This is a genomic window from Streptomyces canus (genome assembly GCF_001514145.1).
In the GTDB taxonomy this organism is placed as follows: domain Bacteria; phylum Actinomycetota; class Actinomycetes; order Streptomycetales; family Streptomycetaceae; genus Streptomyces; species Streptomyces canus.
This window is the reverse complement of sequence record NZ_KQ948668.1, coordinates 65,033-83,158: the sequence shown is the minus strand read 5'-3', so window position 1 is coordinate 83,158 and position 18,126 is coordinate 65,033. Positions and strand designations below refer to the sequence as shown.

Annotated in this window: 16 protein-coding genes; 10 read left to right on the top strand and 6 right to left on the bottom strand. The window is 71.0% G+C overall.

All coding sequences use genetic code 11. The features are described 5' to 3' along the window. The first annotated feature begins 38 nt into the window (after positions 1-38). Positions 39-1,862, top strand: a complete 1,824-nt coding sequence (locus AQJ46_RS34500) for a LamG-like jellyroll fold domain-containing protein (protein ID WP_059209297.1) — start codon at positions 39-41, stop codon at positions 1,860-1,862. 11 nt (positions 1,863-1,873) lie between these two features. After that, positions 1,874-3,547 (top strand): PHP domain-containing protein, encoded by a 1,674-nt coding sequence (locus tag AQJ46_RS34495; protein ID WP_059209296.1) that lies wholly within the window; start codon positions 1,874-1,876, stop codon positions 3,545-3,547. Positions 3,548-3,619: 72 nt separating this feature from the next. Here the strand turns inward: AQJ46_RS34495 and AQJ46_RS34490 are convergent, their stop codons facing one another. The 4 genes from AQJ46_RS34490 to AQJ46_RS34475 are packed head-to-tail and all read right to left on the bottom strand — an operon-like array spanning position 3,620 to position 7,410. Next, positions 3,620-4,075 (bottom strand): MaoC family dehydratase, encoded by a 456-nt coding sequence (locus AQJ46_RS34490; protein ID WP_057612706.1) that lies wholly within the window; start codon positions 4,073-4,075, stop codon positions 3,620-3,622. A 14-nt stretch (positions 4,076-4,089) separates the two neighbouring features. Then, on the bottom strand, positions 4,090-5,595 hold the full coding sequence (locus AQJ46_RS34485; protein WP_059209295.1) for an acyl-CoA synthetase: 1,506 nt from the start codon (positions 5,593-5,595) through the stop codon (positions 4,090-4,092). A gap of 10 nt (positions 5,596-5,605) precedes the next feature. After that, positions 5,606-6,481: an amidohydrolase family protein gene (locus AQJ46_RS34480; RefSeq protein ID WP_059209473.1), complete on the bottom strand. Its 876-nt coding sequence runs from the start codon at positions 6,479-6,481 to the stop codon at positions 5,606-5,608. 11 nt (positions 6,482-6,492) lie between these two features. Further along, positions 6,493-7,410, bottom strand: a complete 918-nt coding sequence (locus AQJ46_RS34475; protein WP_057612704.1) for an SDR family NAD(P)-dependent oxidoreductase — start codon at positions 7,408-7,410, stop codon at positions 6,493-6,495. A gap of 195 nt (positions 7,411-7,605) precedes the next feature. On the opposite strand from AQJ46_RS34475, the gene AQJ46_RS34470 reads away from it, so the two are divergent. From AQJ46_RS34470 to AQJ46_RS34455, 4 genes are read left to right on the top strand one after another with little or no spacing between them, the layout of a single operon-like run. Beyond that, positions 7,606-8,025 carry a MarR family winged helix-turn-helix transcriptional regulator gene (locus tag AQJ46_RS34470; RefSeq protein WP_059209294.1) on the top strand — a complete coding sequence of 140 codons (420 nt, stop codon included), beginning with the start codon at positions 7,606-7,608 and terminating at the stop codon, positions 8,023-8,025. Beyond that, positions 8,022-8,807 (top strand): IclR family transcriptional regulator, encoded by a 786-nt coding sequence (locus tag AQJ46_RS34465; RefSeq protein ID WP_059209293.1) that lies wholly within the window; start codon positions 8,022-8,024, stop codon positions 8,805-8,807. Before AQJ46_RS34470 ends, AQJ46_RS34465 begins: the two co-directional genes overlap by 4 nt. Positions 8,808-8,865: 58 nt before the next feature. Next, positions 8,866-10,062, top strand: a complete 1,197-nt coding sequence (locus tag AQJ46_RS34460) for a sensor histidine kinase (protein WP_059209292.1) — start codon at positions 8,866-8,868, stop codon at positions 10,060-10,062. Continuing rightward, the gene (locus tag AQJ46_RS34455) at positions 10,059-10,727 is read left to right on the top strand and encodes a response regulator (RefSeq protein ID WP_059209291.1); all 669 of its coding nucleotides are present in this window, start codon (positions 10,059-10,061) and stop codon (positions 10,725-10,727) included. Before AQJ46_RS34460 ends, AQJ46_RS34455 begins: the two co-directional genes overlap by 4 nt. Here the strand turns inward: AQJ46_RS34455 and AQJ46_RS34450 are convergent. Next, positions 10,724-11,131 carry a VOC family protein gene (locus AQJ46_RS34450; protein WP_059209290.1) on the bottom strand — a complete coding sequence of 136 codons (408 nt, stop codon included), beginning with the start codon at positions 11,129-11,131 and terminating at the stop codon, positions 10,724-10,726. The genes AQJ46_RS34455 and AQJ46_RS34450 overlap by 4 nt on opposite strands. 195 nt (positions 11,132-11,326) lie before the next feature. Here AQJ46_RS34450 and AQJ46_RS34445 point away from each other — a divergent pair, with 195 nt between their 5' ends. After that, entirely contained in the window at positions 11,327-13,438 is a 2,112-nt protein-coding gene (locus tag AQJ46_RS34445; RefSeq protein WP_059209289.1) for an MMPL family transporter, read from the top strand. A gap of 170 nt (positions 13,439-13,608) precedes the next feature. Continuing rightward, positions 13,609-14,841, top strand: a complete 1,233-nt coding sequence (locus AQJ46_RS34440; RefSeq protein WP_059209288.1) for a L,D-transpeptidase — start codon at positions 13,609-13,611, stop codon at positions 14,839-14,841. Between the two features lie 6 nt (positions 14,842-14,847). Here AQJ46_RS34440 and AQJ46_RS34435 read toward each other — a convergent pair whose 3' ends face one another. Next, positions 14,848-15,633, bottom strand: a complete 786-nt coding sequence (locus AQJ46_RS34435; RefSeq protein WP_059209287.1) for a helix-turn-helix domain-containing protein — start codon at positions 15,631-15,633, stop codon at positions 14,848-14,850. Positions 15,634-15,697: 64 nt separating this feature from the next. Here AQJ46_RS34435 and AQJ46_RS34430 point away from each other — a divergent pair, with 64 nt between their 5' ends. Together AQJ46_RS34430 and AQJ46_RS34425 are read left to right on the top strand one after the other, a co-directional pair. Beyond that, a complete protein-coding gene (locus tag AQJ46_RS34430) occupies positions 15,698-16,507 on the top strand; it encodes an SDR family oxidoreductase (protein WP_059209286.1) in 810 nt (269 codons plus the stop codon). Positions 16,508-16,734: 227 nt separating this feature from the next. Beyond that, entirely contained in the window at positions 16,735-18,120 is a 1,386-nt protein-coding gene (locus AQJ46_RS34425; RefSeq protein ID WP_059209285.1) for a glycoside hydrolase family 16 protein, read from the top strand. Positions 18,121-18,126 lie beyond the last annotated feature (6 nt).

Genomic DNA, 18,126 nt, shown 5'->3' with positions numbered 1-18,126 from the left:
TCCCCCTTCTTCTTCACTTCCCTCGCAACGGAGCACACGTGTGCACTTCGCATGAGCACGATCAGGGCGAGGCCGCCCAGGCCGGTGCCGGACGGCGCAGTTTCCTGCGGGCGACGGCGCTGCTGAGCGCGGCCGCCACGGCGGGCGTCGCCCTGCCGACCGTGGCCGAGGCCGCGGTGTCCGGGTATCGTCCCGACACCCGCAGCCGGCGCTTCACGCTCGCCGTCATGCCCGACACGCAGTACCTCTTCGACGGGCCGAGCATCGACAAGGCTCCCGTCGAGGCCGCACTGCGGTATCTGCTGGAGCACGGGAAGGACGAGAACATCGTCTTCCTGTCCCACCTCGGCGACCTCACGCAGAACGGCGCGGCACCCGAGTTCGCCGCGATCGGCGAGGCGTTCGAGCTGCTCGACCGCCGGGGTGTCGGCTACAGCGTCCTCGCGGGCAACCACGACGTGAAGTCGTCCACCACCGACCAGCGCGGTGCGTCGCCGTACCTGGACGTGTTCGGCCCCGACCGGTTCAAGGGCAGCAGGACCTTCGGCGGTGCCTCGCCCGACGGCTACAACACCTTCCACCTCTTCGAGGCCGCGGGCCGCGAGTGGATGGTGCTCGCGCTGGACTGGCGCCTTTCGGACCAGGGGTACGCCTGGGCGAAGAGTGTCCTGGCCGCCCACCCGAGGACGCCGGTCGTCCTGACCACGCACGAGCTGGTCGTCGAGGACGACACCCTCTCGGACTACGGTCAGCAGCTGTGGGATCAACTGGTCAAGGACCACGACCAGATCTTCCTCACCCTCAACGGGCACTACTGGCCGGCCGGGCGGGCAACCCTCAAGAACACGGCCGGCAACGACGTCCACCTGCACCTGACGAACTACCAGAACCGGTACTTCGGCGGCGCCGCCATGATCCGCCTGTACCGCTTCGACCTCGACCGCGGCGTGATCGACGTGGAGACGGTCTCCCCGTGGATCCTGGGCCGGGCCGCCAAGGGGCTCAACGAGCTGGAGCGGCAGGAGATCGAACTCAGCGGCGACGCCGACCGGTTCTCCGTCGACATCGACTTCGCCTCGCGGTTCGCCGGCTTCGCTCCGGAGCCCGCGCGTGCGGCGCGTCCGGCGGCCACCATGCTCGTGCCGGGTACGGCCGCGTACTGGCGTTTCGAGTCGGCGGTCTCCGGCACGGTCCGTGACCTCTCCGGCCGCGGCAACGACCTCACCGTGGTGTCGGTCGGCGGCGGCTCACTGGGCTGGTCCGCCGACCATCACCCCGACCAGCCCGGCCACGGCAGCCTGGAGTTCCAGGGCTACAAGTCGCCGCTCAAGGGCGCGTACCTGAAGACCGTCGACGGGGCCCCGCTCAACAGGGCGACCTTCGAGAAGGGGTACACCATCGAGGCGTTCTACCGGCTCCCCGCGGACTGGGACCCGGACCACAACGCCTGGTCGGGCCTGGTCAGCAGGACCGGTACCGGCGGTGCCGCGGGCAAGACCGCCGACGACCCCGACGAGCCGCTCGCCACGCTCTCGCTCTCCAACGACCGCGAGCCGCAGTGGGCCATGCGCCCGCTCAACCAGCAGGGCATCGCCACCAACTGGGGCCAGGAGACACCGCTGGAGACCTGGTGGCACCTCGCCCTCGTCAACGACGGTAAGCACTCCACGCTGTACGTCCAGGGCTGCCCGGTGGTCCGCAACCCGAAGGCGCCCGCCGTCGGCATCACCTCGGTGGGTCTGCCGTGGCTGCTCGGCGGCTACGAGTACGGCGGCACGATCGACCAGATCTTCCACGGCCGTCTCGGCGACGTCCGGATCGTCGGACGCGCCCTGCCCGTCTCCTCCTTCATGACTCACTGACGGGAATCACCATGCACGAGCAGCAACTGCCCTCCTGGGCCGACCCCTCCGTCAACCCCGCCGACCTCGACGCACAAGGCGTGTCGAGACGCGGACTCCTGCGCCGCGCCGGCCTGTTCGGCGCCGCGTTCGCCCTCGGCTCGGCGGCGACCCCCGCGTTCGCCTCCTCCGAGAAGCGGGGCTTCGGCGGCGACGACCCGCGCCTCGCCTACCTGGTGGGCGACCACCACGTCCACTCCGTGTACAGCCACGACGCCAAGTACACGTTCTCCCAGCAGGCGCAGGCCGCCGCCAGGTACGGCCTCGACTGGATGGTGTTCAACGAGCACTCCAACTTCGGACACGCCTACTACGGCGCCAAGATGGAGCACGCGGAGATCGTCAAGGCCCGCGCGGAGAACCCGCGCCAGCTGATCTTCCAGGGCCTGGAGTGGTACATCCCGGCCGCCGAGCACTGCACGGTGTTCGCGGCCCCCGGCCCGCACGAGACCGACCTGCTCACGCAGTTCGAGCTCGCCTACGACGGCAAGCTCCTGGGCTACACCGAGGGGTCCGCGGGCGCCGCCGACACCGCGCGCAACGAGGCCCACGCCGTCAAGGCGATCAAGTGGCTGGCGGAACAGCGCCGTTCGGGCTACGTCGACGACGTCCTCGTGATCGCCAACCACCCCCTGCGGCTCGGCATCGACTCCCCGCACGAGATGCGCGGCTGGCGCGACGCCGCCCCCGAGATCATGATCGGCATGGAGGGCGCCCCGGGCGCACAGGGCGCGGCGCTCCCCGGCTGGCGCGGGGCCACCTCGATCCGCGGCGAGTACGAGAACAAGCCGTCGGCGCAGTCGTGGTCGGGCTATCCGACGGACGCGTATCTGACGTACGGCGGCTTCGACTGGGCGACGGCGACCGTCGGCGGGCTGTGGGACTCGATGCTGGCAGAAGGCAGCCTGTTCTCGATCACCACGAACTCCGACAACCACCGCACCGTCTTCGACACGTGGAAGAACGGCGACTGGCCGGCCGGCCAGAACTTCGACAACACCGGCAAGCTGCCCGACCCGGTGAACACCGACACCCCGCAGCCCGGCAGCGACTTCTGGCCGGGCGAGTTCAGCCGCACCCACGTCGGCGTGACCCGCTACGGCTACCGCGCGGTGATGGCAGGCCTGCGCGCGGGCCGGGTCTGGCTGGACCACGGGCATCTGCTCGACGGACTCGACGTCCGCGTGAAGCGGGACTGTGACGCGGGCCGCGGGGTCACGCTGGGCGGCCGGCTGCGGGTCCGCAAGGGCGAGCGGATCACGCTGTACGTCACCGTCACCAGCGCCTCCCGGACCAACCCGCAGGGAATCCTGCCGGAGCTGGCACACGTGGACGTGATCCGGGGCGCGGTACGGGGTCCGGTGAGCGACCGTGACGGCTGGAAGGCGCCCGACACCAGGGTCGTACAGACGAAGGACGTGTCCGGCCGGAAGGGGACGTACACCCTGCGCATCCCGCTGACGGCCGGGGACGAGTCCTTCTACGTCCGGCTGCGCGGGAGTGACGGCAAGCGGCACGGTACGGGGTATCTCGGCGCCTCGGTCGATCCGCACGGTCCGATTCCGCACGAGCCCGGCGACGGTGACCCGTGGGCGGACACGTGGTTCTATTCCAACCCCGTCTTCGTCGACGTGGCGGGCGCCTGACGAAGGGCACACTCCGGGCGGAGATGATCCGCCCGGAGTGTGCGCTCTGTCGACGGCCGTGTACTCCTGCCGTCAGGCGTAGAAGCGCGACAGGCTCTGCAGCACCGCGGCCGGCTTGGCCCCGCCCTCGATCTCCACCGCCCCGTCGACGGTGACCTGCACACCGCCCGGCACCTCCTCGACGTCGGTGAGCTTGGCGACGAGGCGGATGCGCGAGCCCACCTTCACCGGCGAGGGGAAACGGACCTTGTTCAGGCCGTAGTTGACCTTCGTGGTGACGCCCTGGACGTCCAGCAGTTCGGTGAAGAGCGGGATGAACAGCGAGAGGGTGAGGTAGCCGTGCGCGATGGGCGCGCCGAAGGGGCCTGCCGCCGCCTTCTCGGGGTCCACGTGGATCCACTGGTGGTCGCCCGTGGCGTCGGCGAACGTGTTGATGCGCTCCTGGGTGACCTCGATCCACTCGCTGGTGCCGAGGTCGCTGCCGGCGAGCTTCTTCAGTTCGTCGAGGCCGTTGACGGTGACGCTCATGTAGCTGTCCTTACTTAAGAGTGGGAGCCGAAGCGCTTGCGCACCCGGGACTTGAGGAGCTTTCCGGAGGCGGTGCGCGGGAGTCCGTCCGCGATCACCACCGACTTGGGGATCTTGTACTTGGCGAGCCGTCCGCCCAGGGAGGCCAGGACCTCGTCGGGGTCGGGCGTGGCGCCCTCGCGCGGCACGACGACCGCCCGCGGCACCTCGCCCCACTTGTCGTCCGGGACACCGATGACCGCGCACTCGGCGATGTCCGGATGGCCGAGGAGCAGGTCCTCGATCTCGGCGGGGTAGATGTTCTCGCCGCCGGAGATGATCATGTCCTTGATGCGGTCGACGATGAAGACGTATCCGTCCTCGTCGACGCGGGCCGCGTCCCCGCTGCGGAACCAGCCGTCCGCGAAGGAGGCGGCGGTCTCCTCGGGCAGCCCCCAGTAGCCGGGCATGACGTGAGGCCCCCGGAGCACGACCTCACCGGTCTCGCCGACGTCGACGGGCGCCAGGTCCGGCCGTACGACCCGGACATCGCTGAAGAAGTGCGGCACGCCCGCCGAACCCGCCTTGCTGATGGCGTGCTCGGCATCCAGGAACAGGGTCCCGGGTGAGGCCTCGGTCATGCCGTAGCCCTGGAGGAAGGTGAGCCCGCGCTCCTGGTAGGCGGCGATCAGGGGGGTCGACACCGGGGAGCCGCCGCAGGTCAGGATCCGCAGGGAGGACAGGTCCGCGTCCGCCCAGCGCGGGTGCCTCGCCACCTGCTCGAACATCGTCGGCACCCCGAACATGAAGGTGATCCGGTGCTGCTCGATCAGATCGAAGGTCGCGTTCGGTTCGAAGGCCTCCACCAGGACGCAGGTGCCGCCCTTCAGGAGCACGGGCAGCGTCAGCATGTTCAGGCCGGCCGTGTGGAACAACGGCGCGGAGACCAGGGCGCGTTCGTCGGCGATCAGGTCGGTGTCGACGAGGACGTTGATCGCGTTCCAGGTCAGGTTGCCGTGGGTGAGCATGGCGCCCTTGGGACGGCCGGTCGTGCCCGAGGTGTACATGATGATGCAGGTGTCGTCGGCGGTGACCGGCTCGTCGATCGGTTCCGCCGCCGACTCGGCGAGCAACCGCTCGTATTCGGCGCCGACTTCGACATACGTACGAACATCGGTGCTGCCCGGCAGGCCGGCGACGAGCCCCGCGTGCGAGGGGCCGTAGATCAGTGCCCTGGCCCCGGAGTCGGACAGCTGGTAGCCGATCTCCGGTCCGGCGAGGCGGGTGTTGAGGGGGACGAAGACCGCGCCCAGCGAGCCGGCCGCGAACAGCGTCTCCAGGTAGGAGGGGTGGTTGGGGCCGAGGTAGGCGACGCGGTCGCCGCGCCGGATGCCGCGGGCGCGCAGGGCGTGCGCGAGGCGGGTGACGCGGGTGTGCAGTTGGGCGTACGTGAACGTGGTGTCGCCGTGGATCAGGGCGGTGCGGTGCGGGGTCTTGCGGGCCCGGCGTGCGGGCCATGAGCCCAGTCCCTCGTTGCGCATCTGAGGCCCCTTATGGCTTGGTGAGCCCGAGCAGACGGGCGGCGTTCTCCTTGAGGATCTTCGGCTTCACCTCGTCCTTGATCGACAGCTTCTCGAAGTCGGCGAGCCAGCGGTCGGGGGTGAGGACGGGGAAGTCGGAGCCGAAGAGAACCTTGTCCTTGAGCAGGGTGTTCGCGTACTGCACGAGCTGCGGCGGGAAGTACTTCGGCGACCAGCCGGACAGGTCGATGTGCACGCCCGGCTTGTGTGTGGCGACGGCGAGGGCCTCGTCCTGCCAGGGGAAGGACGGGTGCGCCAGGATGATCTTCAGGTGCGGGAAGTCGGCCGCCACGTCGTCCACGTGGAGCGGGTTCGAGTACTTGAGGCGGATACCGCCTCCGCCGGGGACGCCCGCGCCGATGCCGGTCTGGCCGGTGTGGAAGAGGGCGACGGTGCCGGTCTCCTCGATGACCTCGTAGAGGGCATAGGCCACCGAGCGGTCGTTGGGGAAGAAGCCCTGGATGCTGGGGTGGAACTTGAAGCCCCTCACCCCGTACTCCTCGACCAGGCGGCGGGCCTGCTTGACGCCCGCCTTGCCGCGGAAGGGGTCGATGGAGGCGAAGGGGATGAGGATGTCGGAGTTGGCGGCCGCGGCTTCGGCGACCTCCTCGTTCGGGACCGGCGCCGTGCCGGTCGCGGACTCGGCGTCCACCGTGAAGATCACGGCGGCCATCTTCCGCTCGCGGTAGTAGGCGGCGGTCTCCTCCAAGGTCGGCTTCCGCTTGCCCTCGACCTTGAAGTAGGCCGAGGAGGCGTCGTGCAGGTCGTCGTCCAGGGACGAGTGCCCCTTGGAGGACACCTCCGCGTGGGTGTGGACATCGATCGCGACCAGGTCCTCGACGTTCATGGAGAGGTCCATCACGCCTCCGGAAGCTTCGGTGCCGGGATGCCGACCGTCTGGAGCTCGGCGCCCACCGACGTCGGGAAGGCGTCGGCCAGGGTGTCGGGGGTCCAGCCGCCGTCGGCGTAGGCCGCCCTGATCTCCTGCGGATGGGACCAGAGTGCCACCTTGTCGCCGCCGATGCCGATGGCCTGCCCGGTGATGCCCCGGGCGGCCTCGGAGGCGAGGAAGGGGACCAGGGCCGCGCAGTCCTCGGGGGTGCCGAAGCCCTCGCCCTTGCGGAGGAAGTCCGGGAGCGGCTCGCCGTTCCTCATGGCCTCGATGTACGGGGCGAAGGCGGGGATGGTCTCGGTCATCGCGGTGGCCGCGACCGGCACGATCGCGTTGACGGTGATGCCGGCGCGGCCCAGTTCCATGGACCAGGTGCGGGCGAAGGCGGCGATGCCGGCCTTGGCGGCGGCGTAGTTCGTCTGTCCGAAGTTGCCGCGCTGCCCGGCCGGGGAGCCGACCAGGATCAGGGAGCCGCCCTCGCCCTGCTCGCGCATGCGGACCGCGGCGGCGCGGGCGCAGGTGAAGGTGCCCTTGAGGTGGGTCGTGATCACCGCGTCGAAGTCGTCGTCGGTCATCTTCCACAGCACCTTGTCACGCAGGATGCCCGCGTTGGTGACCAGGATGTCGAGCCGTCCGAACTCCTCCACCGCCCGGCCCACCAGCCGCTCGGCGGCCTCGGTGGTGCCGACCGGGACCACCTCGGCGACGGCGGTGCCGCCAGCCGCCACGATGGACTTCACGGCCTGCTCGGCGACCGCCTCGTCGACGTCGTTGACCACCACGGAGGCGCCGTGGGCGGCGAGGGCGTGCGCGTAGGCGAGGCCGAGGCCCCGGCCGCTGCCGGTGACGACGGCGACCTTGCCGGAGAGATCGATGCTGGACACGAGCGGGTCCCTTCATGGGTTCACATGGGGTGCGGCTACGAGATCGAAGCTAAGAGCAATAATTGGTGACGTCAATAGTTGTTGGAGACCTTCGGGTGCGTCATGCTGGAATCTCCCTGACACACCGAGCCCGAGGAGCCCGCCATCACACGCCAGCACGTCACCCCGAAGCCCATCGACTCGGAGGAGCCGTGGATGCGCGGGCTGCACGCGGACACCGGTTATCTGCTGTACCGCCTGGGCCTGCGCTCGGGTCAGCTGTTCAACACGTTCCTCCAGGAGTCGGGGCTGCGACTGCGCCACTACGCGGTGCTGCGCTATCTCGCCGGGTCCGCGGGCGCCCTCCAGCGGGAGCTGAGCACCCGGCTCGGCTACGACCCCAGCGCGATCGTCGGCCTGGTCGACGACCTGGAGAAACTGGGCCTGACCGAGCGCCGCCCCTCCCCCGACGACCGCCGCAGCAAGATCGTCGTGCTCACCGAGGAAGGCCGCGCCTTCCTGCGCGGCACCGACGAGGCCGGCCTACGGGTGACCAACGACCTGCTCGCCCCGCTCGACCCCGCCGAGCGCGAGACACTCCAGGCGCTCCTGCTGAGGGTCGCCGACCAGCCATGACCTTGCGCTCGGCGCCGGACCGGCTGCTGTCCGTGCTCGCCGCCTTCGACCACGAGCACCCGGCGCTGTCCCTGACCGACATCAGCCGGCGTGCGGGGCTGACCCTGACCACCACCCACCGGCTGGTGGGCGCGCTGACCGACTGGGGCGCTCTGGAGCGGGACGACGCCGGCGTCTACCACGTCGGGCTCAGGCTGTGGGAGGTCGCCGCGCTCGCGCCGCGCGGGGTCGCGCTCAGACAGCTGGCACTGCCGTATCTGGAGGACCTGTACGAAGCCACCCACGAGAACGTGCAGTTGGCGGTGCGCGACGGCTCGGACGTCGTCTACATCGAGTGGATCGCGGGGCGTTCGTCGGTCGGCGTGCACATCCGGGTGGGGGCGCGCTGGCCGCTGCACGCCACCGGGGTCGGCCTGGTGCTGCTGGCGCACTGCGAGCCGTGGGAGCAGGAGGAGTACTGCGCGACCCCGCTCGCCGTGTTCACGCCGTACACGATCACCGAGCCGGCGAAACTGCGCCGGGTGCTCGCCGAGGTCCGGCGCACCGGCGTCGCGGTGAGCAGCCGTCAGGTCACCGACGACGCCCTCTCGGTGGCCGCCCCCGTGTGCGGACCCGACGGGAAGGTGGTCGCGGCCGTGTCGGTGGTGGTGCCCCAGGCCGACGCCCAGGTGCCGGCGTTGATCCCCGCGGTACGGCTCGCGGCGCTCGGGATCTCGCGGGCACTGGGCTGGCAGCCCACCGTCCCGCCCCGATCGGGTGCCGGATATCCCTCTCACCGGTGAGGACCCGGCCGCGTCGGCGTCGTGATACTGGAACGGCCCCGGCCCCGAGGAGCCGCTCATGTCCGATGCCCGGTCCTGGTACGCCCCCGTCGTGACCCGCCTGAGGACGACGAACCCGTACGTCGTCGACAGCGCACTCGCCGTGCTGGTGCTGTTCGCCGCGTCCCTGCAGTGGATGTTCCCGGACGAGGGGGACGACCGTCTGAGCCTGGTGGGCTGGCTGCTGGGGGCCGCCACCGCCGTCCCCCTCGTCTGGCGGCGCCGCTCCCCCTACGTGTGCGCCCTGGCGGTCTCGGCGGCCACCACGGCGATGGCCTACTACCACGCGCCACCGCCCGACGTGCTCTACGGCGGCTTCGTGGTCCTCTACACGATGGCCGCCCAGGGCCTGCCCTGGCAGCGCCGCACGATGCTGGCGAGCTGGCTGCTCGGGGCCGTGCTGACCATGCAGCACAAGGAGCACTCCGAGCCCTTCGAGTACGCCTTCCACCTCACCGGCATGATCTGTGCCTACGGCCTCGGCGTACTGGCCCGCGTCCAGCGCGCGTACACCGCCGCCGTCGAGGACCGGGCCAGCAGGCTGGAGCGGGAGCGGGCCGCGGAGACCGCGCGGGCCATCGCCCAGGAACGGTCCCGGATCGCCCGGGACATGCACGACATCCTCGCGCACGCGGTGAGCCTGATGGTCGTCCAGGCGGAGGCGGGCCCGGTCGTGGTGCGCAGTGATCCGGACCGCGCCGAGGCGGCGTTCGACGCGATCGCGGCCAGCGGACGGGACGCGATGGCCCAACTGCGGCGCATCCTGGGGGTGTTGAAGGAGGAGGAGCGCCGTGGTGGTGCCGCCAGGCTGCCCCAGCCGGACCTCGCCGGACTGCCCGGCCTGGTCCGGCAGGTCTCCGACTCGACGCGGCTGCACGTCGCGTTGACCGTACGGGGCCGGCCGCGCCCTCTCCCCCCGGACACCGAGGTCGCCGCCTATCGCGCGGTGCAGGAGGCCCTGACCAACACGGTGAAGCACGCGTACGCTTCCTGCGCACAGGTGGAACTCGACTGGGCGGAGGACGAGTTGACCCTCACGGTGACCGACGACGGCAGCGGACCGGCCCGCTCGGACGGCGGGCACGGACTGATCGGCCTCAGGGAGCGGGCGGCCGCCTGCGGGGGCAGCGCGGAGACCGGGACGGGTCCGGAGGGGGGCTTCCGGGTCGTCGTACGACTGCCCGCCGGCGCGGACCGGGAAGCGGCCCTCGGGTGAGCATCCGGGTGGTCGTCGCCGACGACCAGGAACTGGTTCGCAGCGGCTTCAGCATGATCCTGGAGGCGCAGCAGGACATCAAGGTGGTCGCCGAGGCCGGGGACGGCGCCGAGGCGGTCGACGCGGTGCGCCGGCACACCCCCGACGTGCTGCTCCTCGACATCCGGATGCCGGTCATGGACGGCCTGGAGGCGGCCCGGCGGGTGTGCGCGCAGTCGAGCTGCAAGGTGGTCATGCTGACCACCTTCGACCTCGACGAGTACGTGTACGACGCGCTCTACGCGGGGGCCAGCGGCTTCCTCCTCAAGGACGTGCGCCGGGACGATCTCGTGCACGCGGTCCGCGTGGTGGCGGGCGGCGACTCCCTGCTCGCGCCGGCCATCACCCGCCGCCTGGTCGCGGACATCGTGCGCCGCCGCCGCGAGGAGGCCGCCACCGGGGCCACCCCGGACCGCCTGGACGTCCTGACGGCCCGCGAGGTGGAGACCCTGCGGATGCTGGCGCGGGGCCTGTCCAACGCGGAGATCGCGACGACGCTGTTCGTCAGCGAGCACACGGTCAAGACCCATGTCAGCAACGTCCTGAGCAAGCTCGGCCTGCGGGACCGGGTGCAGGCGGTGATCTGCGCGTACGAGACGGGTCTGGTGGCGCCGGGTTCCCCCTAGTCCCCGAGCTCGGTGAAGAGGGTCAGCTGAAGCGAACCAGGCGCTTCCAGGCGGGAGTTCAGCGAGTTCCACGGCGTACGGGTCGGCTCGGCGACCACCTCCGCTCCGGCCTCCGCCAGCCTGGCCGTGGTGAGAGCCGAGTCGTCCACCTCGAACGCCACGCGGATGTGTCCCGCGACCCGCCGCCCCACCTCGACCTCGTCGATGAACGCCGCGTGGTTCGGGTCCGTCAGCTCCAGCGTCGCCCGCCCCGCCTCCAGAATGGTGACCCGCCCGTCGGGTGAGGAGAACGCGGCCCGTTCGGGCAGTCCGAGGACGTCCCGGTAGAAGCGCAGCGCCTCGTCGTAGTCCTCCGCCGTGACGACGAGCCGGAGTTCACGGACGGGGGGTGGTACCTCGGACATACGGCCTCCTCGATGGTGTCTGCTCGGTCAACCCCGCGACCGGTACCGGAGATTCCTCCCTCCGAGGAGTGAGGGAGCACCCTGTCTCACCCGTACGGCGGAGTCCCGGAAACCGCCCGCTCCGGCGATCCGGTGATCACGCCCGCGGCACGAATCTGGGGGCGGTATCACTCCTCGACCCGCCGGGAGGCGACCGTGCTCTCCACCCTCGCCCGGGCAGCGACTCGCCGCCCGCTGACCGTCATCGGCCTCTGGGCCGCCTTCCTGCTGCTGGGCTTCGGCCTCGGGACGGGCGTCTTCGCCGACCTCTCCGACGACGTGCCCGACGTGCCCGGCACCGAGTCCGACATGGCCGACGACTATCTCTCCGGCGTGGACCCGACCGGCGAGTCCGTCACCGCGGTCGTCGCGGGCGAGCCGGTCTCCGACGCCGCCCTGCGCGCCCAGGTCGAGCGGACCGTCGCCGAGGTCCGGAGGATCGCCGGGGTGGCCGATGTACCGGACCCGTACACCACGCCCGGTCTCACCGCCCGCGACGGGCAGGCCCTCGTCGTCCCGGTCACCTTCGAGGGCGGCCTGAGCGACGAGGCCGAGGAGGAGGCGACGGACTCGGCCGTCGAGACCATCAAGCGGATCGACGCACCCGACGTCCACGTCAGCGGCGGCGAACTGCTCGGGCGACAACTCGGTGAGCGCGCCCAGGAGGATGTGAAGAACGCCGAGTTGATCTCCCTGCCGGTCGTCCTCGCCCTGCTGCTCGTCGTGTTCGGCGGACTGCGCGCCGCCGCGCTGCCGCTGGTGATCGCGGTGAGCGGGATCGCGGGTGCCTTCCTGGGACTGTTCGCCTTCAGCCAGGTCACCGACATCTCGGTGTACGCGATCCAGGTCACCACCATGCTGGGCCTCGGACTCGCCATCGACTACGCCCTGTTGATGCTGGTCCGCTTCCGCGAGGAACGACGGCGCACCGAGTCCACCGAAGACCTGGTCGAGGCCGTGCACCGCACGGTCGACGCGGCCGGCCGGACCGTGCTGTTCTCCGGGCTCACCGTGGCCGTCAGCCTGACCGGCCTGCTGGTCTTCCCGAGCGTGTTCCTGCGCAGCATGGGCCTGGCCGTCGCCGCCGTCGTCGTGGTCGACATGCTGGCCGCGGTCACGCTGCTGCCCGCGCTGCTCACGAAGTTCGGGGGGAGGATCCGGCCCTCGAAGGCACGCTCCCTGGACGAGGAGGGCCGGGTCTTCGCCCGCCTCGCCCGCTTGGCGCGGCGCCGCCGGATCGCCGTCCTGGTCACCGTCGTCCCGGCCCTGCTGCTCCTCGCCCTGCCCGTGACCGGCATGCGGATCTCCATCGGTGACGCCCGGCAACTGCCTTCCGGTACCGAGGCACGGCAGTTGTACGACACCGTCGACGCGCACTTCCCGAAGGGCACCGGCGTCTCCCCCGTGATCGTCGTCCTGAAGCCCGGCACCGACACCGCGACCCTCGACCGCATCCGCGCCCTGGTCCCGGACTCGGAGTCCCGTGAACTGCCGGGCGGCAACACCGTCGTGGAACTGCAGCCGCCCGGCACCGTGGACGGCAAGGCGGCCACCGGCCTCGTCGAGCGGGTACGGGACGTACGCGGTGACGAGCCCGTCGAGGTGACCGGGGTCGCGGCCCGGCTGGTCGACTTCCGCGCGATGCTCGCCGACCGGGCGCCGTGGGCGGCCCTGACCGTCCTGGCCGGCATCTTCGTCCTGCTGTTCGCCTTCACCGGCTCGGTGCTGATCCCGCTGCGCACGATCGCGACCACCCTGCTCAGTCTGGGCGCGGCGCTCGGCGTGGTGGTGTGGGTCTTCCAGGACGGCCACGGGGCCGGGCTGCTCGGCGGCGAGGGGCTGGGCGCGCTGAGCCTGACCGCACCGCCGCTGATCGTGTCGATCGCGTTCGGGCTCGCCATGGACTACGAGCTGTTCATCCTGGCCCGGATGCGGGAGAGCCGGCTGCGCACCGGGGACGACCACGAGGCCGTGGTGACCGGGCTGCGCCGCTCCGGGCGGGTCGTCACCTGCGCCGCCCTGCTCCTCGCGGTCGTGTTCGGCGCCTTCATGACCGGCGGGTTCTCCCCCATCCTCCAGATCGGCCTCGGTCTGACCCTGGCGGTGCTGATCGACGCGACGGTCGTACGGATGCTGCTGGTCCCGGCGACCATGGCACTGCTCGGCCGACACGCCTGGTGGGCGCCCGGGCCGCTGCGCAGGGTGCACGACCGGTTCGGGCTGCGGGAGGGGGCTGCGGCCGAGCCGTCGGTGACGACGAAGGTCTGACGGCTGCGGCGGACAGTGCCCGGGCGCTCCAGGCGAGCCCCGGGCGCCTCGCGCGCGGCCTCAGCGACTCCTCACCGGAATCTCAGACAGTCACCCCCCGTTTCAAAGGATCAACCCAGGTACGAGGCGCACGATGCCCCGCAAAGGTGGATATCTCAGGAAGGTGTGCCGTGGGCGTCCCGCACATATCGAACCGGTCCGGGCGACAGCCGGAGAGGTGGTCCCGGCGCGGGATGCTCGCCGCCCTGGGTGCCGTGCCGGCGGCCGTCGTCCTGACGGGCTGCAGTGGATCCGCGGACGCCTCGGAGGGGACGTCGACCGCGTCCGCCCGAGCGGCCGCGAAGAAGGCGGCCATCACGGTCACCCCCGCCGACGGGACCAGGAAGGCCGACTTCGCCGGTCCCGTCGAGGTCACCGTGACCGACGGCACCCTGGCCTCCGTGAAGGTGACCGGCAACGACGGCTCCACGCTGGCCGGATCGCTCAACGACGCGAAGACCACCTGGACTTCGACGACGAACCCGTACTCGGGCACCAAGTACACGGTCGCGGTCACCGCACAGGACGGCACCGCGAAGACGGCGACCTTCACCACGAAGTCCCCCGGCGAGACGTTCGTGGGTTACTTCACCCCCGAGGCGAACACCACCTCCGGCGTCGGCATGCCCGTCTCCCTCAACTTCTCGCACGCCGTGTCCGACAGGGCCGCCGTCCAGAAGGCGATCACGGTGACCGCCGAACCCGCGGTCGAGATCGTGGGCCACTGGTTCAACGACACCCGGCTCGACTTCCGGCCCGAGACCTACTGGGCGGCCGGCACGAAGATCACGCTCGGCCTGCGGCTCAAGGACGTTCAAGGATCCGCCGGGGTCTACGGCGTGCAGTCCAAGGACGTCACCTTCCACATCGGCCGCGAGCAGATCAGCACGGTCGACCTGTCCACCAAGGAGATGGTGGTGAAGAGGGACGGCGAGACGATCGCCACGTACCCCGTCTCCGGCGGCGACTCCGACCACACCACCTGGTCCGGGATCATGGTGATCAGCGAGCGGTTCAAGCAGACCCGCATGGAGTCCTCGACGGTCGGCCTCGGCGACGAGTACGACATCTCCGACGTCCCGCACGCCCAGCGCCTGACCACCTCCGGCACCTTCGTGCACGGCAACTACTGGGCGGCCACCTCGGTGTTCGGCAGCCGGAACACCAGCCACGGCTGTGTCGGCCTGCACGACGCCAAGGGCGCGAACGACAGCTCCGTGGACGGCTACAAGTTCTACGAGAGCTCCCTGCTCGGCGATGTCGTGATCGTGAAGAACTCCGGCGAGAAGACCGTGGAACCGTCGAACGGGCTCAACGGCTGGAACCTGTCGTGGTCGGACTGGAAGGCGGGCAGCGCGCTCTGAACGGCGTCAGAGCAATCTGGCGAGGGCTTCGGCGGAGGGGCTCGAGGGCACCGCCTGGTAGACGATGATCACCTGTTGCTCGGCGCCCCCGACGGTGAGCGCCTGCCGACGCAGGGCGAGCTCCCCGACGTGCGGGTGCGCGAACCGTTTCAGCTCGTCGCGGGAGGGCCGCGCGTCGTACCGCGCCCACAGGTGGCGGAAGTCCTCGTCGCTCTCCAGCTCGGCCACGAGTCGCGCGGTCACGGGGTCGCGCGGGTCGGCCTCGGCGCGCAGGGCCGCGACGGTCTGCGCGGCGATCTCCGGCCAGGCGGGGAACAGCCGGCGGGCCGCGGGATCGAGGAACATGTCCCGGACCAGGTTGTGCCCGGGCTCGTACATCGGCGCGAGCGCACGGGCCCACTTGTTGGCGGCCAGCACCTCGAACCGCCGGTTGCGCACATACGCCGGCGTGCCCGCCCACGCGTCGAGCAACTGGTGCAGATCCGGGGCGACTTCGGTCTCCGCGGCCCGTACGGGATCCGGGGCGGCGAGCGCGAACAGATGCGCGCGGGTGTCGGCGTCCAGTTCCAGCGCCCGCGCGAGCGCCCGCAGCACCTGCGGCGAAGGATGCTGGTCCACGCCCTGTTCGAGCCGGGTCAGATACGGCTCGCTGATGCCCGCCAGCCGGGCCAGCTCGTCCCGGCGCAGTCCGGCGACCCGGCGTCTTCCGTGCGCGGGCAGATCCGCGCGCGAGGGCGGGACCCGTCCCCGCCGGGCCTTCAGGAACTCTCCGAGCGCGTTGCCGGCCGCCATGGCCGAAAGGGTAACCCTGCGGGGGTGCTGGCTGCCGTCCGGTGGGAGGCGCAGGGTCGAGGGCATGAAGAAGACCTGGTTCATCACCGGCGCGTCCCGCGGCTTCGGCCGGATCTGGGCGGAGGCCGCACTCTCCCGAGGCGACCGGGTGGCCGCCACCGCCCGCCGCCCCGAGTCCCTCGAGCCTCTCGTCGACGCCCACGGGGACAGCGTCCTGCCCCTCGCCCTCGACGTCACCGACCGGGCGGCCGCCTTCGCCGCCGTCCAGCGTGCCGCCGACGCCTTCGGCCGCCTCGACGTGGTCGTCAACAACGCGGGCTACGGCCTGTTCGGGATGGTCGAGGAGACCACCGAGGAACAGGCCCGCGCCCAACTGGACACGAACGTCCTCGGCCCACTGTGGGTGACACAGGCGGCCCTGCCTCTTCTGCGCGCCCAGCGCGGCGGGCACATCCTGCAGGTGTCCAGCATCGGCGGCCTGGCCGCCTTTCCGTCCCTGGGGCTCTACAACGCCTCCAAGTGGGCGCTGGAGGGCATGAGCGAGGCGCTCGCCCAGGAGGTCGGCCCGCTCGGCGTGCGCGTCACGCTCGTCGAACCCGGCCCCTACGGCACCGACTGGTCCGGCTCCTCCGCGGTGCACGCCGAGCCCCTCGCCGCCTACGAGCCGATCCGGGAGGCCCGCCGGGCCGGTGCCGGCGCCCGGGCGCCCCAGGATCCGCAGACCACCGCCGAGGTCATCCTCGAACTGGTCGACACGGACGAGCCGCCCCTGCGCCTGTTCCTGGGCACCTACCCCTATCCGGTCGTGGAAGCGGCCTACCGCCGGCGGCTGGACACCTGGAACGCCTGGCGGCCACTCGCCGCCAGGGCCTGACGCGGACGTGCGGGCCGACGCCTCGGCGGTGACCGAGGCGTACGGCGCCGATCCGCACCCTTCACTGGGTGAACTCACCTGCGCCGAAGCGACTTTCACTGTTTCACCTCTTGACGGCCGGAGTGGCCGAGAGCACATTGGGCGCACTTTGAGAGCGCTCTCAGAACGCGCTCGAAGGGCACCCCCGCACTCGCACCCCCACTCCGTACTCGAGAGGCAGCACCCCCATGAGTGAAACCTCCGGCATACCCAGACGGCGGCGAGCCCTCGTCGCCGTGCTGAGCACCCTCGGTCTGGCAGCCGCCCTCGCGACGGCCGCGACCCTCCCCGCCGACGCCTCCGCCCCCACACCTCCCACGGGCTGGTCGCAGGTCTTCCTCGACGACTTCAACGGCTCCGCCGGGACCGGCGTCAACACCTCCAACTGGCAGTACGCGACCGGCACTTCCTATCCGGGCGGCCCCGCGCACTGGGGCACCGGCGAGGTCGAGACGATGACCAACAGCACCAGCAACGTGGCGCTGGACGGCAACGGCAACCTGCGCATCACGCCCCTCCGCGACTCGGCAGGCAACTGGACCTCGGGCCGTATCGAGACCAACCGCACCGACTTCCAGCCCCCGTCCGGCGGCAAGCTGCGCGTCGAGGCGCGCATCCAGATGCCCAACGTCACCGGCACCGCGGCCGAGGGCTACTGGCCGGCGTTCTGGGCACTGGGCGCGCCCTATCGCGGCAACTACCAGAACTGGCCGGGCGTCGGTGAGCTGGACATCATGGAGAACGTCCAGGGCATGAACCGCGTGTGGGCCACGATGCACTGCGGCACCAACCCGGGCGGCCCCTGCAACGAGACGACGGGCATCGGCAACAACGTCGCCTGTCCGGGCTCGACCTGCCAGTCGGCGTTCCACACCTACACCATGGAGTGGGACCGCTCGGTGAGCCCCGAGACGATCCGCTTCCTCGTCGACGGCACCCAGTTCCACTCGGTCAACGCGAGCCAGGTGGACGCGACGACCTGGGCCAACGCCACGGGCCACGGCTTCTTCCTCATCCTCAACGTGGCGATGGGCGGCGCCTTCCCGGACGCGTTCGGCGGCGGCCTCGACTCCGGCACCCAGTCCGGCGTGCCCATGACCGTCGACTACGTCCAGGTGCTGTCGGCGAGTGGGAGCGGTACCACGCCTCCGCCCACGGGCGGCGTCGACGCCTACGGCACCATCCAGGCGGAGTCGTACAACAGCCAGAGCGGCGTGAGCGCCGAGGCCACGACGGACACCGGTGGCGGCCAGGACATCGGCTCGCTCGCGAACGGTGACTGGGCGCTGTACCAGAACGTCAACTTCGGCTCCACGGCGGCGACTCAGTTCGTCGCGCGGGTGGCGAGCGGCGCGGCGGGCGGCGTCAGCGGTCTGGTCGAGGTGCGCCTGGACAGCCGTAGCGCCACTCCGGTCGGCAGCTTCTCGATCGCCAACACGGGCGGCTGGCAGTCCTGGAGAACGGTCCCGGCGAACATGAGCTCCGTCACCGGCACCCACAACGTGTATCTGACCTTCACCAGCGGCCAGCCGGCCGACTTCGTGAACGTGAACTGGTTCAACTTCGGTCACTGACCGGTG

Bases quoted from the DNA above. Each gene is read 5' to 3' on its own strand.
- AQJ46_RS34495 (WP_059209296.1), top strand. From the start codon at position 1,874: ATGCACGAGCAGCAACTGCCCTCCTGGGCCGACCCCTCCGTCAACCCC.
- AQJ46_RS34490 (WP_057612706.1), bottom strand. From the start codon at position 4,075: ATGAGCGTCACCGTCAACGGCCTCGACGAACTGAAGAAGCTCGCCGGC.
- AQJ46_RS34485 (WP_059209295.1), bottom strand. From the start codon at position 5,595: ATGCGCAACGAGGGACTGGGCTCATGGCCCGCACGCCGGGCCCGCAAG.
- AQJ46_RS34480 (WP_059209473.1), bottom strand. From the start codon at position 6,481: ATGAACGTCGAGGACCTGGTCGCGATCGATGTCCACACCCACGCGGAG.
- AQJ46_RS34470 (WP_059209294.1), top strand. From the start codon at position 7,606: ATGCGCGGGCTGCACGCGGACACCGGTTATCTGCTGTACCGCCTGGGC.
- AQJ46_RS34465 (WP_059209293.1), top strand. From the start codon at position 8,022: ATGACCTTGCGCTCGGCGCCGGACCGGCTGCTGTCCGTGCTCGCCGCC.
- AQJ46_RS34460 (WP_059209292.1), top strand. From the start codon at position 8,866: ATGTCCGATGCCCGGTCCTGGTACGCCCCCGTCGTGACCCGCCTGAGG.
- AQJ46_RS34450 (WP_059209290.1), bottom strand. From the start codon at position 11,131: ATGTCCGAGGTACCACCCCCCGTCCGTGAACTCCGGCTCGTCGTCACG.
- AQJ46_RS34435 (WP_059209287.1), bottom strand. From the start codon at position 15,633: ATGGCGGCCGGCAACGCGCTCGGAGAGTTCCTGAAGGCCCGGCGGGGA.
- AQJ46_RS34430 (WP_059209286.1), top strand. From the start codon at position 15,698: ATGAAGAAGACCTGGTTCATCACCGGCGCGTCCCGCGGCTTCGGCCGG.
- AQJ46_RS34425 (WP_059209285.1), top strand. From the start codon at position 16,735: ATGAGTGAAACCTCCGGCATACCCAGACGGCGGCGAGCCCTCGTCGCC.